General features: G+C 71.7%; 4 protein-coding genes. 2 read left to right on the top strand and 2 right to left on the bottom strand.

The window, feature by feature from the left end:
• Positions 1–146 precede the first annotated feature (146 nt).
• A complete protein-coding gene (locus IE311_RS13245) occupies positions 147–3,737 on the bottom strand; it encodes a S8 family serine peptidase (RefSeq protein ID WP_229901896.1) in 3,591 nt (1,196 codons plus the stop codon).
• A gap of 614 nt (positions 3,738–4,351) precedes the next feature.
• Between IE311_RS13245 and IE311_RS13250 the strand changes: the two genes are divergently transcribed.
• Positions 4,352–7,987: a S8 family peptidase gene (locus IE311_RS13250; RefSeq protein WP_229901897.1), complete on the top strand. Its 3,636-nt coding sequence runs from the start codon at positions 4,352–4,354 to the stop codon at positions 7,985–7,987.
• A gap of 332 nt (positions 7,988–8,319) precedes the next feature.
• Here IE311_RS13250 and IE311_RS13255 read toward each other — a convergent pair whose 3' ends face one another.
• Positions 8,320–12,585 (bottom strand): S8 family serine peptidase, encoded by a 4,266-nt coding sequence (locus IE311_RS13255; RefSeq protein ID WP_189831837.1) that lies wholly within the window; start codon positions 12,583–12,585, stop codon positions 8,320–8,322.
• Between the two features lie 455 nt (positions 12,586–13,040).
• Here IE311_RS13255 and IE311_RS13260 point away from each other — a divergent pair, with 455 nt between their 5' ends.
• Positions 13,041–16,793, top strand: coding sequence for a S8 family serine peptidase (locus IE311_RS13260; RefSeq protein ID WP_189831838.1), 3,753 nt, complete (start codon positions 13,041–13,043; stop codon positions 16,791–16,793).
• Positions 16,794–16,844 lie beyond the last annotated feature (51 nt).

Here is a 16,844-nt window from a genome sequence, read left to right on the forward strand (position 1 = left end):
GTCGTCGCGGTGGACCTGGAAAACCGGTGGCCGCCTTCGCCAGGCCGGGAGCGTCAGGCGCCACCCTCCGACGCGGCGACGCGGGACGGCCCGCCCGGAGGAAGACCGGGCGGGCCGCTGTGATCTGTGCGTCGGGCCGCTGTGACTCAGCCGGCCAGGTCAGGCCGCTGGGTGACCCGGATGGAGTTCACCAGCGACTTGCCGTGGATCGCCGACAGGCGGACGTTGAGCTGACCGTCGGTGACCTTCACCGTGATGGTCTTGTCCAGAGCCGTGAACGTGCCCGCCTCCAGAGCGATGTCGAGGTTGGGCACGAACTCCCGGCCCTCGGCGAGCAGGTCGACGACCCTGGCTCCGGGCTTGGTACCGCTGACCTCGGCGAATCCCAGCTCGATGCGGTAGACGCCGTCGGGGACGTTGTCGAAGCGGTACTCCTGCGCGCCGGTACGGGCCGTGCGGTAGAGCTCCTGCTCGTTCGTGCCGGAGATCGTCTTCTTCGTGCTGGACATCCCCCCGGACCCGATGTAGCCGTACGAGCCGGCCTTGTACGCCCGGTCGGGACCCCAGGCGTCGCCCCGCAGGTCCGTGATCGAACCGGTGGCGCCAGTGTCGAGCGCCGCCTGGTAGGCCGGGACGACGATCTTCAGCGGAACCTCGATGAGGGGGACCCGGCCGCTCTCCGACGTGATGAGGAGCGTGCCGGACAGAACCGTGCCCGGAGTGGCGCCGCGGGTGTCGAAGAGCAGGCCCACCTTCTGCGTGGCGCCCTTGGCGAGGGTGCCGGAGGTGGCCGCGATGGTGACCCAGGCGGCGGAGTCCTTCTCCTTCACCGTGTACGCGGTGGCGATGCCCTCGTTGGTCAGGGTCAGCGTGCGGGTGCGCGTCTGCTCCGCGGGAACGACCACGGTGTACTGGTCCGCGGAGGCCTTGACCAGAGCGGTCTTCAGGACGGCGTCGGCCACGGCGATGCCGCGTGCCTTCACCTCGCGCGCCGCGGTGGCGCCGGTGTAGTGCTCCGCGGAGACAGCGATGTCGTAGGTCGCCTCCGTGCTGCCCGCCGGAACCTGGAGGAGGTAGCTGCCGTCGGCACCCGTGGTGCCCGTGGCGATGTCGGTGCCGCCCTTGCCGACCTTGACGGTGGCGCCCTCGACGGCCTTGCCGTCATTCTCGTCGGTGACCTTGCCGGCGAGCACGGCGCTCCTGCCGGTGCTGAAGGAGACGCTCAGGCCGTTGGCGACGGCCGGCTGGTTGAACGAGTACTGCAGGGCGTCCATGCCGGTGTGGTCCTCGACACCGATCGTCGCGCTGGAGCCGTTCTCGTAGGTGCCGCCGTCGATGTCCTTGTAGTGGTACGAGACGGTGCCGTCCTCGCCGATGACCGCGGAGAAGCTGATCCGCTGAGCCGAGGCCGAGATGAACTGCAGGTCGCGCCACTCGACGACCACGGAGCGGTGCGGCGCGGTGCCGCGGGTCGCCCAGTAGACACCCGAGTTGCTCGAGCCGGTGTCGATCTGCAGGTTGTCCCAGAAGGGGTAGAGGACGCCGTTGGGAACACTGGTGGACGGCAGGCTGACGTTCGCCGAGGTGATGCTGGGGGTGCCGAACGCGAGAACGCCCTTCACGGTGGCGTTGGCGGAACGGTACGTCTTGCCGTACAGCGCGACCGGGAACGGCAGGTCCATCGTGGCTGCGCCGGCCGTCGGGCTGGCGATGGCGAGCTTGGTGTCACCGGCAGGGAAGGCGGCCGTGCCGACCGTGCAGGTCGTGCCGAAGCCGTCCTCCCGGCTGGCCAGGGAGAAGTCCTTGCCCATCGGGGAGGTCAGTTCCACCCGCGCGGTCGTCGCCGTGGCGCAGCGGCTGACCGGGGTGACGGCGATGTTGTACGCGCCGGTCGGCAGCGTCATCGAGTAGGTGCCGTCGGCGGCCGTGACCGTCTTCACCGGGGTGCCCTGGACCACGACGGTCGCACCGGCCTCGGTGCCGCCCTCGGTCCGCACGGTGCCGCTGATCGTGGCGTCCGGTGCCTTCTCCAGGGAGAAGTCCTTGGTCGCCGTCCCGTTCTCGACGATGGTGACGGTGGACTCGGTGGAGTGGTAGCCGAACTTGGAGACGGTGACCTTGTAGTCGCCGACCAGGACCTTGGGAACGCCGTACGAACCGTCCACGCCGGTGGTCAGCGTGGACTTCATCGGTCCGTCCAGCGTCACCGTCGCACCCGCGACACCGGAGCCGCCGGAGCCGACCTTGCCGCCGATCGCGCCGAGCGCGCCACGCGGGCTGGCCTCGACCGCGGCGAGCGCGTCCAGACGCCCCTCGCCCCAGACGTTGTTGAACTCCGCAGTGCCTCCGCAGCTCAGGTCGGCGGTGTCGATCGCGGTCTCGTTGAGGATCCGCTCCGTCGCGACGACGTCTCCGCGGAGGGCGGGCGAGGCAGCCCACATCAGCGCCACGGTGGCGGCGGTGTGCGGGGAGGCCATCGACGTACCCGACTTGACGGTGTATCCGCCGCCGGGCGCGGCCGAGCGGACGTTGGCACCGGGCGCGGCGATGTTCGGCTTGATGATGCCGTCCTCGCCGGTGCCGCGGGAGGAGAAGCTCGCGATGGCGTTGTTGCTGTCGAACGCGCCCGAGGCGTAGGAGTTGGAGTAGTTGCCGGGTGAGCCCGCGGTGTTGCAGCCCTCGGCTCCGTTGTTGCCGTTGGAGAAGGCCGGGAAGATGCCCGCGTCTCGCCAGGCCTGGACGAGGTCCTTGTACCAGGTGTCGATGATGTCGGCACCCCAGGAGTTGTTGATGACGTCCGGCGCGAGGTCGGGCCTGGGGTTGGCACCGGAGGCGTCCGTGGGCGCGAGCATCCACTGTCCGGAGGCGAGCAGGTCCGCCTGGGAACAGGAGCTGGTTCCGCAACCCTTGGCCGCTATCCACTGGGCGCCGGGGGCGACGCCGATCCGGTTGCTGCCGCCGTCGTCGCCGACCATGGTGCCCACGGTGTGGGTGCCGTGGCCGTTGTTGTCGCAGGGCGCGGAGGTCGGGCAGGTGCCGCCGGGGTCGAACCAGTTGTACGCGTGGTCGTACGAGCCGTCGATCTTCAGGCCTCGGTACTTCGACGCGAGGGCGGGGTGGTCGAACTGGACGCCGGTGTCGATGCTGCCGACGACGACGCCTTCGCCGCGGATGCCGAGGTCGCTCCAGATCTTGGGGGCGTTGATCCGGTCGACGCCCCACTCCACGGCGTTGACCCGGGGCACCTCCTCGGTGCCCGGCAGCGGGTCGGGAACCACGACCGGGTCGTCGGCCTCGATGGCGGTCACGTCCGCGCGGGCCGCGATCTTCTCGGCCAGCGCCCGGTCACCGGTGATCTTCACGGTGTTCGAGATCCAGAACGACTGGTACGTCGCCCCAGCTTCTTCGGCCAGGGCGATGACCCCGGCCTGGGACTTCTCGGCGAACGCGGTCTTCGTCCGGTAGACAGCACGGGCCTTGGCCGGCTTGCCCTTCGCCGCACGGGCGGACGTGGCGTCCGCTTCCTGCGTGAAGGTGACCCAGAAAGTCACCTTCTTCTTGTCGGCGAACTGCTTGAGCACCTTGCCCTCGGACTTCGCCTGGTAGGCGGAGTGCGGGGTGGGGTCCGTCTGAGCCTGGGCCGGAAGGGCTCCGGCCACCAGGGGTACCGCGGTGATCGCGGCGGTGACGAAGGCTGCGGAAGACCGTCGCCTGAGACGCGTGAAACGTCTGAGCACAAGCTCTCCTTGAGCAGTGGGTGGTGGGGGGCTGTCCCAAGTGGGTTCGGCGCAGCCGAGAGACGCGGCCGGCCGCCGGGACATGTGTGGGAGGTGCCGCAACTGGTGCCGGCGGGGCAGATCCTGTGGCACGTGGGGCGGACGACGCAAGACTCCCGGACGGCCACCGAGCGCCCTGCCGGCCTTCCTCGCCCGCACGATCGCGGCGGGACCACCGCGTGCCGTCGATGGCTCGCCTCCCTGCCGCCCGCGGCTGTCGATCCCCGGCACGGACGTCGCCCGACGGCCCCTCGTCCAGGACTCTGACCAGGCAGTAGGCGACGTGACGGACGCTCCGCCCGACCGGGACCGGCCGGTGGGAGACCCGCACCGGGAGGGGGTCCGTGCACCGTTCGCCGACGCGGCGCGGCGGTGCCCAGGTACGTCAGGCGGGTGCGAATCCGGGCCACTGGCGGTGAGTGGCCAGGCGACTTGCCGCCACCGTGCGGAGGCCGGCTACCCGCCCGGCAGGACGGAGGATGCCGCGTATGACCTCCGAAGCCCCAACATCCGGTTACCCCCGGCCGACTCGCAGGTGGCGAGGCCAGCTGGCGGCGCTCACCTGCGCCGCAGCCATGAGCGGCGGCCTCCTCATCCCCCTGCAGGCCGCCGCACAGCCCGCCGCCTCCGCGGCACCCGCCCAGGCACAGGACACCCGCTCCTACGACGTCACACTGATCACCGGTGACGTCGTCCACTACACGGACGGGCCGGGTACCCGTGACACCCTCACCGTCGATCGTGCGGACGGCGCCGAGGGCGGCGTCGAGGTGCGGCAACTCGGGGACGACTACTACGTCATTCCCGACGAGGCCGCCCCGCTGATCGCCTCAGGCACGCTGGACCGCCGGCTGTTCGACGTCACCGGTCTGATCGCCATGGGCTATGACGACGCCCGCACCGATGGCCTCCCCGTGATCGCCACCTACGGTGCCACGACCCGTTCCGCACCCGCCGTCCCCAGGGGCAGCTCCCTGACCCGTCGTCTGGACAGCATCCACGGCGCCGCGCTGACGGTGAGGCGTTCGGGGCAGGGGACGTTCTGGGACGCCGTCGACGCACCGGGTGCGAACCGTGCGCTCTCCGCCGGAGTGAAGAAGCTGTGGCTCGACGCCCGGGTCAAGGGTGCGCTGAAGGACTCGGTACCCCAGATCGGCGCGCCCGCGGCCTGGGCCGAGGGCTACGACGGCAAGGGCGTCAAGGTCGCGGTGCTCGACACCGGCATCGACCCCGCTCACCCCGATGTGAAGGACCGGATCGTCGGCTCCAAGAGCTTCGTGCCCGGTGAGGAGGTGCTGGACAGAAACGGTCACGGCACCCATGTCGCCTCGACCGTGGCCGGCTCCGGTGCCGCCTCGGGCGGCGACCACAAGGGCGTCGCCCCCGCCGCCGACCTGCTCGTCGGCAAGGTCCTCGGCGACGAGGGCTACGGACAGAACTCCGGGATCATCGAGGCCATGGAGTGGGCCAAGGAGCAGGGTGCCGAGGTCGTCTCCATGAGCCTGGGCGACACCACGCCCGACGACGGCACCGACCCGATGGCCCAGGCCGTGAACGCGCTGTCGGCCGACGGAGGACCGCTGTTCGTGATCGCCGCGGGCAACGCCTACGACCCCGGGGCGATCTCCACGCCCGGCTCCGCGGAGAAGGCCCTGACCGTCGCCGCCGTGGACGGTGCCGACCAGCGGGCGTCCTTCTCCAGCCAGGGTCCGCTGGTAGGGACGTCCGGCCTCAAGCCGGACATCTCCGCGCCCGGTGTGAACATCACCGCCGCCGCCTCACAGGCGGTCCCCGGCGCCACCGGCATGTACCGCACCATGTCCGGAACCTCGATGGCCACCCCGCACGTCGCCGGGGCGGCCGCGATCCTCAAGCAGCGGCACCCGGACTGGACGGGGCAGCAGCTCAAGGACGCGCTGATGAGCACGTCCGTGAAGCTGCCGGACTACACGCCGTACGAGATGGGCACCGGCCGCGTGGACGTGGCCGCGGCCGTCGACGCGCGGATCACCGCCACGGGTTCGGTCGCCGCGGCCTCGTACACATGGCCGCACCCGGCCGACGACCCCGTCGCCGAGCGCACCGTGACCTACCGCAACCAGGGTGACGCCCCCGTCACCCTGGACCTCTCCACCGGCACCTCGGACGCCGCGTACACCCTGTCCACCGACCGGGTCACCGTCCCGGCCGGCGGGAGCGCCGAGGTGGTCCTCTCGCTGGATCCGGCGAAGGTGGTCGCAGGGACCACCTTCTCCGGACAGGTGACCGCCGAGGACCACGCCTCCGGAAAGGTCGTGGCCCACACCGGGTTCGCCCTGGCCAAGGAGAGCGAGCGCTACGACCTCACCATCGACGTGCGCGGACAGGACGGAAAGGCCGCGACCAGTACGGTCAACGTGGCCCGGCTCGGATCCGGCACGACCGACACGTATGAGGTGGCGGGCACCAAGACCCTGCGCATGCCGCCGGGCAACTACGTCGTGTGGTCCCTGCTCGATGTCCCCGGCGACGGCGCGGACACGGCTGCGAAGGCCTTCCTCGTCGACCCGGAGACCAAGCTGACGCAGGACGCCACGGTCTCCCTGGACGCGTCGAAGGCGCGGCGGGTCAGCGCCACGACACCGAAGCGGACCGAAGCGCGCGAGACCCGGTACGAGATGGTGCGCACCGCGCAGGACGGCACCGTCATGCGGAGCGTGGTCACCCTGCCGATCGCGGCGGACCAGCTGTGGGCCACCCCCACCGACAAGGTGAGTGACGGCGACTTCGCGTTCCTCACCCGCTGGAACCTCCAGGAACCCCGGTTCACCTACCGGGCCGGCGACGGCTCGCTGCCCGCCTTCTCGCAGGGCGGCAGCGCGTCCGTCGCCGGACGGCTGCGCCTGCACACCGCGTACGTCCGTACGGGCGCCGAAGCCGACTACGCGGACGCCGACGTCAAGGGCAAGGCCGTCATCGTGGACCGCAGCGACGCGGTGCCGCCGAGCACCCGGGTGGCCAACGCCGAGGCCGCCGGAGCCAAGGCGCTCGTCGTCCTCAGCGACCGTCCGGGCAGGCTGTACGAGACCTACTCGAGCACGCAAGCCGGTATCCCGGTGCTCTCGGTCCGCCGGTCCCAGGCGGCCGATCTGCTGGACCGGGACGCTCGTGGCAAGGAACTCGTCATCGACGCGCAGGGTTCCCCCCGCTACATGTACGACCTGGTGTCCCGCCACGCCGACCGGATCCCGGACCGCACGATGAACTACGCGCCCGACCCGGACCGCGACCTGGCGCGCGTCGTCAGCAGCTTCCACTCGGACCGCGTCACCGCCGGCTACGGCTACCGCTACGACATCCCCACCTACGGCGCGGGCGTCGGCCTCAACCTGGAGGAGCACTACCCGATGGTCCGCACCGACTGGGTGGACCACCTGGAGAACGGCGCCACCTGGTTCGAGGACCACACCATGTCGGACACGCGCGGACGGCAGCAGATCACCGGTGGGCAGGTGAGCTACGCGGCGGGCAAGCGCTACACCAGCAGCTGGTTCTCACCGGTCCAGCATCCCGTGGCCGGCAGCGCCTACGCGGGGCCCTACCGTGACAGCAACAACAATCTCTCCCTGTCCGTCACCCCGTACTCCGACGGCGGCGCCGTCGACCGGTCCGGCTTGCTGGACACCGGCACCAGCAAGATGGCGCTCTACCAGGGTGACACCCTGATCGCGCAGTCCTCGGGCCGCTCGGTGCGCGCGATGCGCCGGCCCGCCGACGTGCTGCCGTACCGGCTGGTGATGGACAACGCACGGAACGCGGACGACTGGCACACCTCGGTGCGCAGCCGTTCCGAATGGGGCTTCGTCTCCGGGGCGGTCACCTCCGACGAGGGCAGGGAACCGGTGCGGCTGCTCCAGCCGCACTTCGAGGTGGACACCGACCTGGCGGGCGACGTCGCCTCGGGTCGCCCTGTCGAACTCACCCTGTCCGCCTCGACGCAGCAATGGCTGGACTCGGTCGTCCACGCGGACTCGGCGACCCTGTCGGTGTCGTACGACGACGGTGTCACCTGGCAGGAAGCCGCACTGCGCCGGACCGGGCAAGGTGTCTGGACGACGCGGCTGAACCTCCCGCGGAAGCCGGGCGGATTCGTGTCGCTCAAGGCCACCGCCAAGGCCGCGAACGGGCTGACCGTCGCGCAGGAGGTGATCCGCGCCTTCGGTGTGAAGTGACCCTCTGATATCCGTCGGCCGCCGCCCCGTGCACACGGGGCGGCGGCCGACGGCGTTTCCGGAGCCTGGGCGCGCCCAGGCGTAGCAGGCGCTCTGCTGCGCCTGCTGCTGCGGGTCGTGCGGCGCCCGGGCCCGTCGGCGGCCGTGATGTCATGAGCCGTCCTCGCCCGGCACCGAAGTGGCCCGCTCGCGCCGGGCGGAGAGCCAGGACGAGCGGGCCACGGGGAGGAACAGCTGTCGGTGCGCGGTACACAGGCACGTGCGCCGGTACGTCGCAACCGGCACGGCCGGCGGTCACACGAGGTGTGGCTTCCGGCCGTGACGTACGGGGATCAGCCGGGCAGTCCGGCGACGACGACCTTCGTCGACCCTCCGTCCTTCAGGTCGGTGGCGTAGAACGCCACCTCGCCCCGGTTGTTGATGCCGATGCCCTCGATCGGGGCCCAGTGGGAGGAGTCGACCATGGCGCCCAGGTCGAACATGCGGCCCTGCGGGTCCCACACCACGGACGTGGTCACGTCGGGCTCGGTCTCGGCCGTACCGATGATCCAGCCCGCGTCGTTCACCTTCAGCGCCTCGGCGTCGAAGCCGAAGTCGGGGAGCCGGGCCATCGTGCCGCCCGGGGCCAGGACGAAGGCGTCGTCGCCGCTGGTGCCGACGACCGTGCCGGCGGAGTTGACCGACTTGGCGTAGCTGTCGGTCATACCCGGGAGCGTGCCCAGGTCGGTGATCCTGCCGTCGGCGTCCCAGCGCACCGCGCGCCGCTTGCCGTCCTTGGCGGAGTGGCCGACCACCACTCCGGCGTCGTTGACGGCGATCGGTTCGGTCAGGGAGCGGCTGTCGGTCAGGTGCGCGAGCCTGCGGTACCCCTTCTGCGCGTCCCAGACGAACGGGTCGTTCACCTGCTGGTCGCGCCCCGTCGCCGGGTTCTCGACGTAGCCCGTGGCGTTGCCGGTCACGGTGCCCCCGTCGTTGACGGCGAAGCCGCGGGCGAAGGTGTACGCCTCCCAGTCCGGCAGCGGAAGTGTGGTGAGCTCACCTTCCGCGTTCCAGAGGGCCGCACGCGTCTCCTTGCCGACCGTCAACTGACCGGTGGCGTAACCGCTCGAAGCGCTCTGGGCGAACACGTATCCGCTGCCGCTGCCGGCGTTGTCCAGCAGCGTGACACCGCTGTCGGGCGACCAGCGGACCGGCCGGGTCACGTTGGACACCTGCTTGGCACCCGAGACCCGTCCCTCGTCGTCCAGGCTGTAGCCCATCGCCGGCCCGAACGAGCCGGTGACGTCAGCCTGCGGCTGCGTCACCTTGCCGAGCAGCACGTCCGCGCTGCCCAGCGTCGTGCCCTCGTCCGTCGCCAGCGAGAACCGTCCCACAAGCCGCCGTCCGGCCGGCGGCGCGGTGTCCGCGGCCAGACGGCCGCGGATCTGTATGGACTTTCCGGGGGCGAGGCGGACGGGGTCCGCCTCGTCCACGGTCACCGAGCCGAGCGAATTCGAGAACAGGGAGTCCTGGATGTCGAACGTGGTGCTGCCGGAGGGAATGTCCGTGCCGGCGATGTAGATCCCGTAGAAGCCGGGTGCCGGGTCCTTCAGGGCCAGTGACTCGCGGGCGCCTCCGTTGGTGGAGGAGGCGATCAGCCCGCCGGACGGGCCGATCAGGTACAGGTCCAGGTCGGCGTTCTCGTCGGAGGCGTTGCTGATGCTCACCTCCAGGCGGGTCGCGTCCCGCGGAACCGAGATCCGTTTGCCCGTCATCTGCTGGTCGGCCAGGGTCGGGTGCGCCTCGGAGAGCCCGCCGAGCGAGCCGCCCGATGCGTGCGCCGTCACCGGGGCGAACCGGTTGACGGCCTTGAAGGTCCGCTCCACCGGGGAGTGCAGCGCCGCTTCGTCGATCACCGAGGACGCCGGATCCAACGTCGCCCCCAGCACGGTGGCGGTCAGCCGGTACGGGTTCTCCAGGAGCGGTGAGGTACGCCGTGCGTCCACCTCGAACTCCCAGACTCCGGGCATCGGCTGCTCGTAGGTGCGGCCGTCGGACGCGCAGTCCTTCGGGTCCGAGTGCTTCGTGTAGCAGCGGCTGACCGCGGTGTTCTCGACCGGCATGCCCTGCGGGTCGATCGCCAGGAAGCGGGTCTGGCTGCCGTCGGCGATGCCGGACAGGTCCACGTCGAGCGCTGCCGCGCCGTCCGGGACCGCTACGAACAGGGACTGTGTGGCGTTGCGGTCCACCGCGTCCATGGCGGACACCGCGTACGAGGGCTTCGCCGGGTCGGCAGCCACCACGACGGTGACCGGCACGAGACGGTCGACGCCGGGCGTGGCCGGGTCGTCGACGCGCAGCAGCGCCGAGTGCGCACCCGAGGACTTCGCCCGGGCGCGGATGCCGATGGTGGTGGCCCTGCCCTCGTCGAGCTCCACCGAGCGCGGTGCGCTGAACGTACCGTCGTTGCCCAGCCACGACAGCTCGGCCGTGCGGCTGCCGGAGCCGGTGCGGATCAGCTCCACCGAGTACGTCCGGGGGCGGTGGAGCTCCTGCCCGCCATCACCGGGTGCGCAGCGGTTGTACACCCCGGTGCCGGACTTCGGCGTGGGTAGGAGCCCGGCGAGCACACCGCATACCGGTGCCTTCACCTCGTACGCGGTCGGCTCGGAGTTCTTCGCCAGCAGCTTCCACGCCGCCGGCACCGAGATCAGCCCGGCGCCCTGTGCGTAGGCAGGCTGGTCGTCGAGGAACTTCGCCGAGGTGGTCAGCGCGGTGCGCAGCGCCGCCGGGGACACCTTCAGACCGGTGTGGGACGCCGCGGACAGCAGCAGGGCGACGGCCCCGGCAGCCTGCGGTGAGGCCATCGAGGTGCCGTTGAACATGCCGTATCCCGGCGGGAGTCCGTAGCCGGTGTCCGGTACGCCCTCGCCCGGCAGCCAGGTCGGTATGGAGGAAACGGCGGCGCCCGGTGCGACGACCTGCGGCTTCATCCCGCCGTCCTCGCGGGGGCCGCGCGCCGAGAACGGGAACAGCGACTGGCGCGCCCGGACCCTGGAGCCGTAGTCGGCCCACCAGGTGTCCTTGCTGACGGAGGCGCCGACCGCGAGCACCTTGTCGGAGACGGCAGGGTCGGCGACGGTGTTCATGCCGGGGCCGTCGTTGCCCGCGGACGAGACGATCTGCACGCCGTACTCGTCGATGAGGCGGTTGTACAGGACCGCGCGCGCGTTGCTGCCGTCGTTGAGGGCCGGCAGCCCGCCGATCGAGAGGTTGACGACGTCGACCCCCTTGTTCACCACGGCGTCGATCATGCCCTCGGTGAGGGCGTAGGAGGTGCACCCGGAGGCGAAGAGGCAGACCCGCTCGGAGACGATCCGCGCGCCGGGCGCGGCGCCGTTCATCTTCCCGCCGAACAGCCCGTGCCCCGCGGTGATTCCGGCGACATGGGTGGCGTGGGCACCCGAGACGATGCCGATGTTCACGAAGTCGGCGGTCTTGCCGACACTGCTTCCACCGCGCGCCGACAGGTCCACGTCGTCCCGGTACTCGACCGTGAACGGCATCGCTTCCACGACCGCCGTCTCCGGGTCGTCGGTACCGAAGGTGCCCCACGTGCCACTTTGCGCGTACGGCCGGACGACGTCCTCGTCACCGAAGGCGCGGTCCAGGTCGGCGTCGACCCAGATCCGGTGGTCGGACGGCCGGTAGAGGACCCCGAACCGGTCCTTGTAGTCGCCGTCCCGGTTCACGTCGCCGCGGAGCTCGCCGCCCCAGGTCCCGTCCTCGTCGAAGATCTGGAACTCGTACGAGCCGTCGGGCGCCCGGTAGTCGACGCCCCCGTACCGGAAGGTGCCGTTCACGGCGGTGACGTTCAGCCGCATCTCCAGCCAGGTCGGGTCGGCGTCGGCGACCGGATCGGTGGCCGTCACCCAGTCCTGGATCTTCGGCTCGCCGGTCGTGGTGGTCCGCAGGGCCGGGTGGGCGGCGTCGACGCCGGTGTCCAGGATGCCGACCGTGATGCCGCGGCCGTCCCAGGAAGGGTGGTCGGCTGTGAAGCCGGTGGCACCGGTCTCCGCGACGGGCAGGTACGGGTTGTCGGCCGGAGTGCCCTTGCCCGGCGCGGCGGGGGAGCCCGTCCTGCTCACTGCCTTCTTGTCGGCAGCGGTGACCGGCGACGGATCGGGGATCCTGTACGTCTCGTTGAGGTCCACGGCACGCACCGAGGCGAGTGCGGCGAGCGCGGCGACCTTCCCGGTGGGCACGGTCGCCCGGACGTAGCCGAGCTTGTCGTCCGCCTTCCCGACGTGGCCCCCGATGTCCGCGATCTTCGCGCGCAGCGCCTTCGTGTCGCCCTCGCCGGTGGCGAGCAGGACGGTGACGGTGCGCTTCTTGCCGCTCGCGGCCTTCTGCAGCAGCGTCCGGTCATGGGAGCCGAGCTTGTCCTTCGCGGACGCCAGCGCCTTCTTGGGGGAGTCGGGCACGGATGTGCCCAGCGGATGCGGCACATCGGCCGCCTGCGCGGGCAGGGCCGACAGGCTCAGGAGTGAGCCTGTCAGGCCGACCGCGAGGGCGGCGGCGGTGTACCGCCGTCTGCGGCGGGGGACGGAGCGTAGCATGGGTGGCCTTTCGGATGGCGGGTCCACGGCGGGAGCCGGGACTTCGGCGGTCACGCGAACGACCTCCGCGGGATTGCCGGGAGGTCGTGGTCACCGGTCTACCGAGTGGAGCGCCGCCTAACGCCCGGTATTCGTGGCGGATACATGACAGGCATCAACTCGCCACGTGCGTAGGGTGATCCGAGCCGTGGCCGGCAGGGGACACAGCCCCCGCGTTCGCGGACCGGCGGCGACCGACGAGCCTCTCGCCCCGCCGGGCGGAGTGGGCGCCGACGGCTCCCCCCGTGTCAAGCCGTCAGCGCCCCGTCCGGCTGGCGGGTGGCGTATCCGGGGGCGCCACCGGGCTGGCGGATGTGCGCCAGGACATCATGCGCCACCTCCAATTCCCCTACACGGCCGAGACATTGATGAGGCTGTTGCCCGCCGGAACCCCTCTCTCCACCCGGAGGACACCTGTGAGACGCAGCAGATCATGGCGGCCGGCGGCCGCCGGACTCGCGGTCGTCGCCCTGCTGGGCGTCGGCATCCCCGCGGCTACCGCCGACGACGGGGCCGATGCCACCGCAGCCCCCTTCACGCCTGACCGGCCGTCCGTCGGCCGGTCCGTCACCGTCACACTGATCACCGGTGACATGGTCGACGCCCGCGTGGACGCCGACGGCCGGGTCCTGTCGGCGGCCCCCCGAACCACCGACGGTACCGACCACCCCGCCGCGGTCTGGCAGGACGGCACGCGTACCTACGTGTTCCCCGAGGGCACCGAGAAGCTCGTCGACGCGGGCACGGTCGACGCAGCGCTGTTCGACATCGGCAGGCTCGTCGCCGACGGATACGACGACGCGCACACCGACACGCTCCCCGTCGTCGTCGCGTACGAGGGCGGGCGCACGCCCCGCGGCGCCACCCCCGGCACGAGGACCACCGCGAGCCTCGAATCCATCGGCGGCGCCGGCCTCTCCGTCGCCAAGTCCTCCGCCGCCGACGCGTGGAAGGACCTCGCCCCCCGCGACGGACGGTCCAGGGCCACGGGCGGCATCCGCAAGATCTGGCTGGACGCCAAGGTGCGCGGCACGGCCGCCCCGGCCCTCGGCACCCCGACCGTCCCGCTCACCGGCGCCACCCGCGCGCACGACGCCGGGCTCGACGGCTCCGGAGTGAAGGTCGCCGTGCTGGACACCGGCGCCGACGCCGGCCACCCCGATCTGGCCGGCCGGATCGCCGCGAGCAAGGTCTTCGTCAACGGAGCCGACGGCAAGGACCGCACCGGCCACGGCACGCACACCGCCTCGACCGTCGCCGGCACCGGCGCCGCCTCCGACGGCCGCTACGCCGGCATGGCACCCGGGGCCTCCCTGCTCATCGGCAAGGTGCTCGGCGACGACGGATCGGGCAGCCTCAGCGGCATCGTGAACGGGATGGAGTGGGCCGTCGACCAGGGCGCCGACATCGTCTCCATGTCCCTGGGCGCGGACGGCGCCACCAGCTGCGGCGGCCCGGACGTCGAAGCGGTGCAGAAGCTCGGCGACAAGACCCTGTTCGTCATCGCCGCGGGGAACGCCTCGCTGCGCGGCACCGTGTCCACACCCGGCTGCGCCTCGAAGGCGCTCACGGTCGGCGCCGTCGACCGCAAGGACGGCACGGCGTCGTTCTCCAGCCGCGGTCCCTCCGCGGACGGCAGGACCGCGAAGCCCGACATCGCCTCGCAGGGTGTCGACGTGGTCGCCGCGAGGTCCGGCGGCCGCGGCGAGCTGGCCTACCAGTCGATGTCCGGTACCTCGATGGCCACCCCGCACGTCGCGGGCGGCGCGGCGCTGCTCCTCCAGCAGCACCCCGGTCTCACCCCGGCCCGCCTCAAGGGCCTGCTGACCGCCTCCGCGGCGAGCACCGGTGCGCCAGTCCTGGACCAGGGGTCGGGCCCGCTCGACGTCGCGCGGGCGATCACCCAGCCGGTGGTCGCCGAACCCGCTTCGCTGCTGGATGACTTCGCGTACCCGCAGGCCTCACTCGAAGCCGTCGAGAAACCGGTCACGCTGACCAACATCACGGACAGGCCCGTCACCCTGGCCCTGACCGTGCGGGACGTGCGCGGTGACGACGGCTCCCGGCTGGCCGGCTTCGCGAGGGCGGCCCGGCACGCCGTCACCGTCCCCGCGAACGGCACGGCCGACGTCCCGGTCCGGATCACCCCGTCCGCCCGCCTCGACGCCGGTGACTACGGCACGGTCACCGGGCGCCTTGTCGGCATCGGCGCCCACGGCACGCGCGTCACCGTCCCGTTCGGCGTGCACATGGAGGAGCCGTCCGCCGACCTCACCGTCAAGGGCCTCGACCGGCACGGCGACCCGGCGGCCACCCCGTCGACGTTCCAGCTGTACGACGACCACCGGGACACCGCGAAGCGGTACACCCTCGGCTACCCGGACGCGGGCAGCACCACGATCCGGGTGCCTCTGGGCACGTACGCGCTCGGCGGCGTGATCATGACGCGCGACGCGGCGGGCGACGTCGGCCTCGTCGCCTCCGTGTCCCAGCTGTACGACCCCGAGGTGAAGGTGTCCGGCGACACCGTCGTCACGCTCGACGCACGGGACGCCCAGCCGGTGGGCTGGGACACCGACCGGCCCAGCCGGCCGGCCGGATTCGCGCTCGGCACTACCTTCGGCATCGACGAGAGCAGGAAGCTCCTAGCGGGCTACGTCGCGGCGGTGCCGTCCTACACGCAGGGGCTGTACGTGCAGCGGGTCTCCGGCGACGACCGGCTCACCTTCCTCGCGTCGGCACGCCAGGTCGCCCCGCTCGCGGTGCTGAAGTCGTCCGAGGGCCGGGTCCTCGATTCGCTTCCGCTGCAGACGGCCACCGAGTTCGACGGGAAGGGATCGGCCGAGGTCGTCGCCGTGGGCAAGGGCACGGACGAGAACTTCGCCGCCCACGACCTGACGGGCAGGATCGCCCTGGTCGACGCCGGCGTCGCCGGAGGAAACGGCTACGGATGGGCGAAGGCGGCCGAGAAGGCGGGAGCCGTCGGCGTACTCGCGGCGGTCCCCGACACCGAGGGCCGGTTCCAGATGTCCGGTCCTGAGGGCGTGCCGCAGGCCACCATCACCTGGGCCGACTCGCTGGCGCTCAAGTCGCGGGCCGAGCAGGGCACGGCCACCGTGAGCTGGTCCGGAACCGAGAGGGCGAAGAGCCCGTACGTCTACAACCTGGCGTCCGTCACGCACGGCGCGATCCGGCCGGGCACCCAACGGGTCCGCGACTCCGGCCTCGCCGTGCGCGACGCCCGGTACCACGTGCAGAGCACCACCGACGCGATCTACTGGTCCGACGTCCAGCTGGGGCTGCCCGGCATGCCTTCGGTCTGGGCCGGCGGCACCACGCTGGCGCTGCGCGCACCGCAGACCCGCACCGAGTTCTTCACACCTGCGGGCCGGGACGGCCTGACCTGGACGACGCTGATGCGCCGGAACCTCGGACCGAACGGTGGCACCGCCTACGACGGTCCGCACACGGTCGACAAGGGCCGGGCGACGGCCGACTGGTACAAGTCGCCCTACGGTCCGGTCCTCAACACCTACGCCAAGCCGCTGATGACCCGGGACAGCAACCGGCTCTCGTACGCCCTCGCACCGGTCGGTGACGCGGGCGGCCACGACTCGACGATGGAGCAGAGGGACTCCAACGCCCGGCAGCTCCTCGTGAACGGGGAGGCGGCGGTCCCCACCGCCGGCCTGGTCACGCTGCCGCAGGAGAAGGCGGAGATCACGTTCCGCCAGGCGTGGCGGCGCCCCGCCTCGGCCACCGCCCGTACGGGACTGGCCTACAGCACGGAGTGGACGTTCTCGTCGGCCGCCGCCGACCAGGGCGCGCAGCGCCTGCTCGTCCCGGTCGTCGACGTGCCCAGCGACCTGCGCAACAGCCGGCCGGCCGGCGTGACGACCACGATCGGGTTGGGCGCCGTGATCGACGGTGCCGACGGCCCCGTCTCCCTGGCAGGTGCGACGCTGGAGTACGCCTACGGCGACGAGAGCGCCGTCGAGTCGGTCACGGCCTGGCAGCCGGCCCGGCCGGCGCGCGTGGGCGGCACCTGGCGGGCGACGCTCCCGGCGGACGCGCCCGCGGGCACCTTCGTGCACCTGCGGGTGACCCTTCGCGACGGTGACGGGGCCGGGGTGACCCAGACCCTGGTCCGCGCCTACGAGGTGCGCTGAGCACCTGACTTCGGGCCCTTGATCACGGACGGTACGGGCCCGGATCACCAC

The organism is Streptomyces zaomyceticus (assembly GCF_014656215.1).
Taxonomy (GTDB): Bacteria; Actinomycetota; Actinomycetes; order Streptomycetales; family Streptomycetaceae; genus Streptomyces; species Streptomyces zaomyceticus.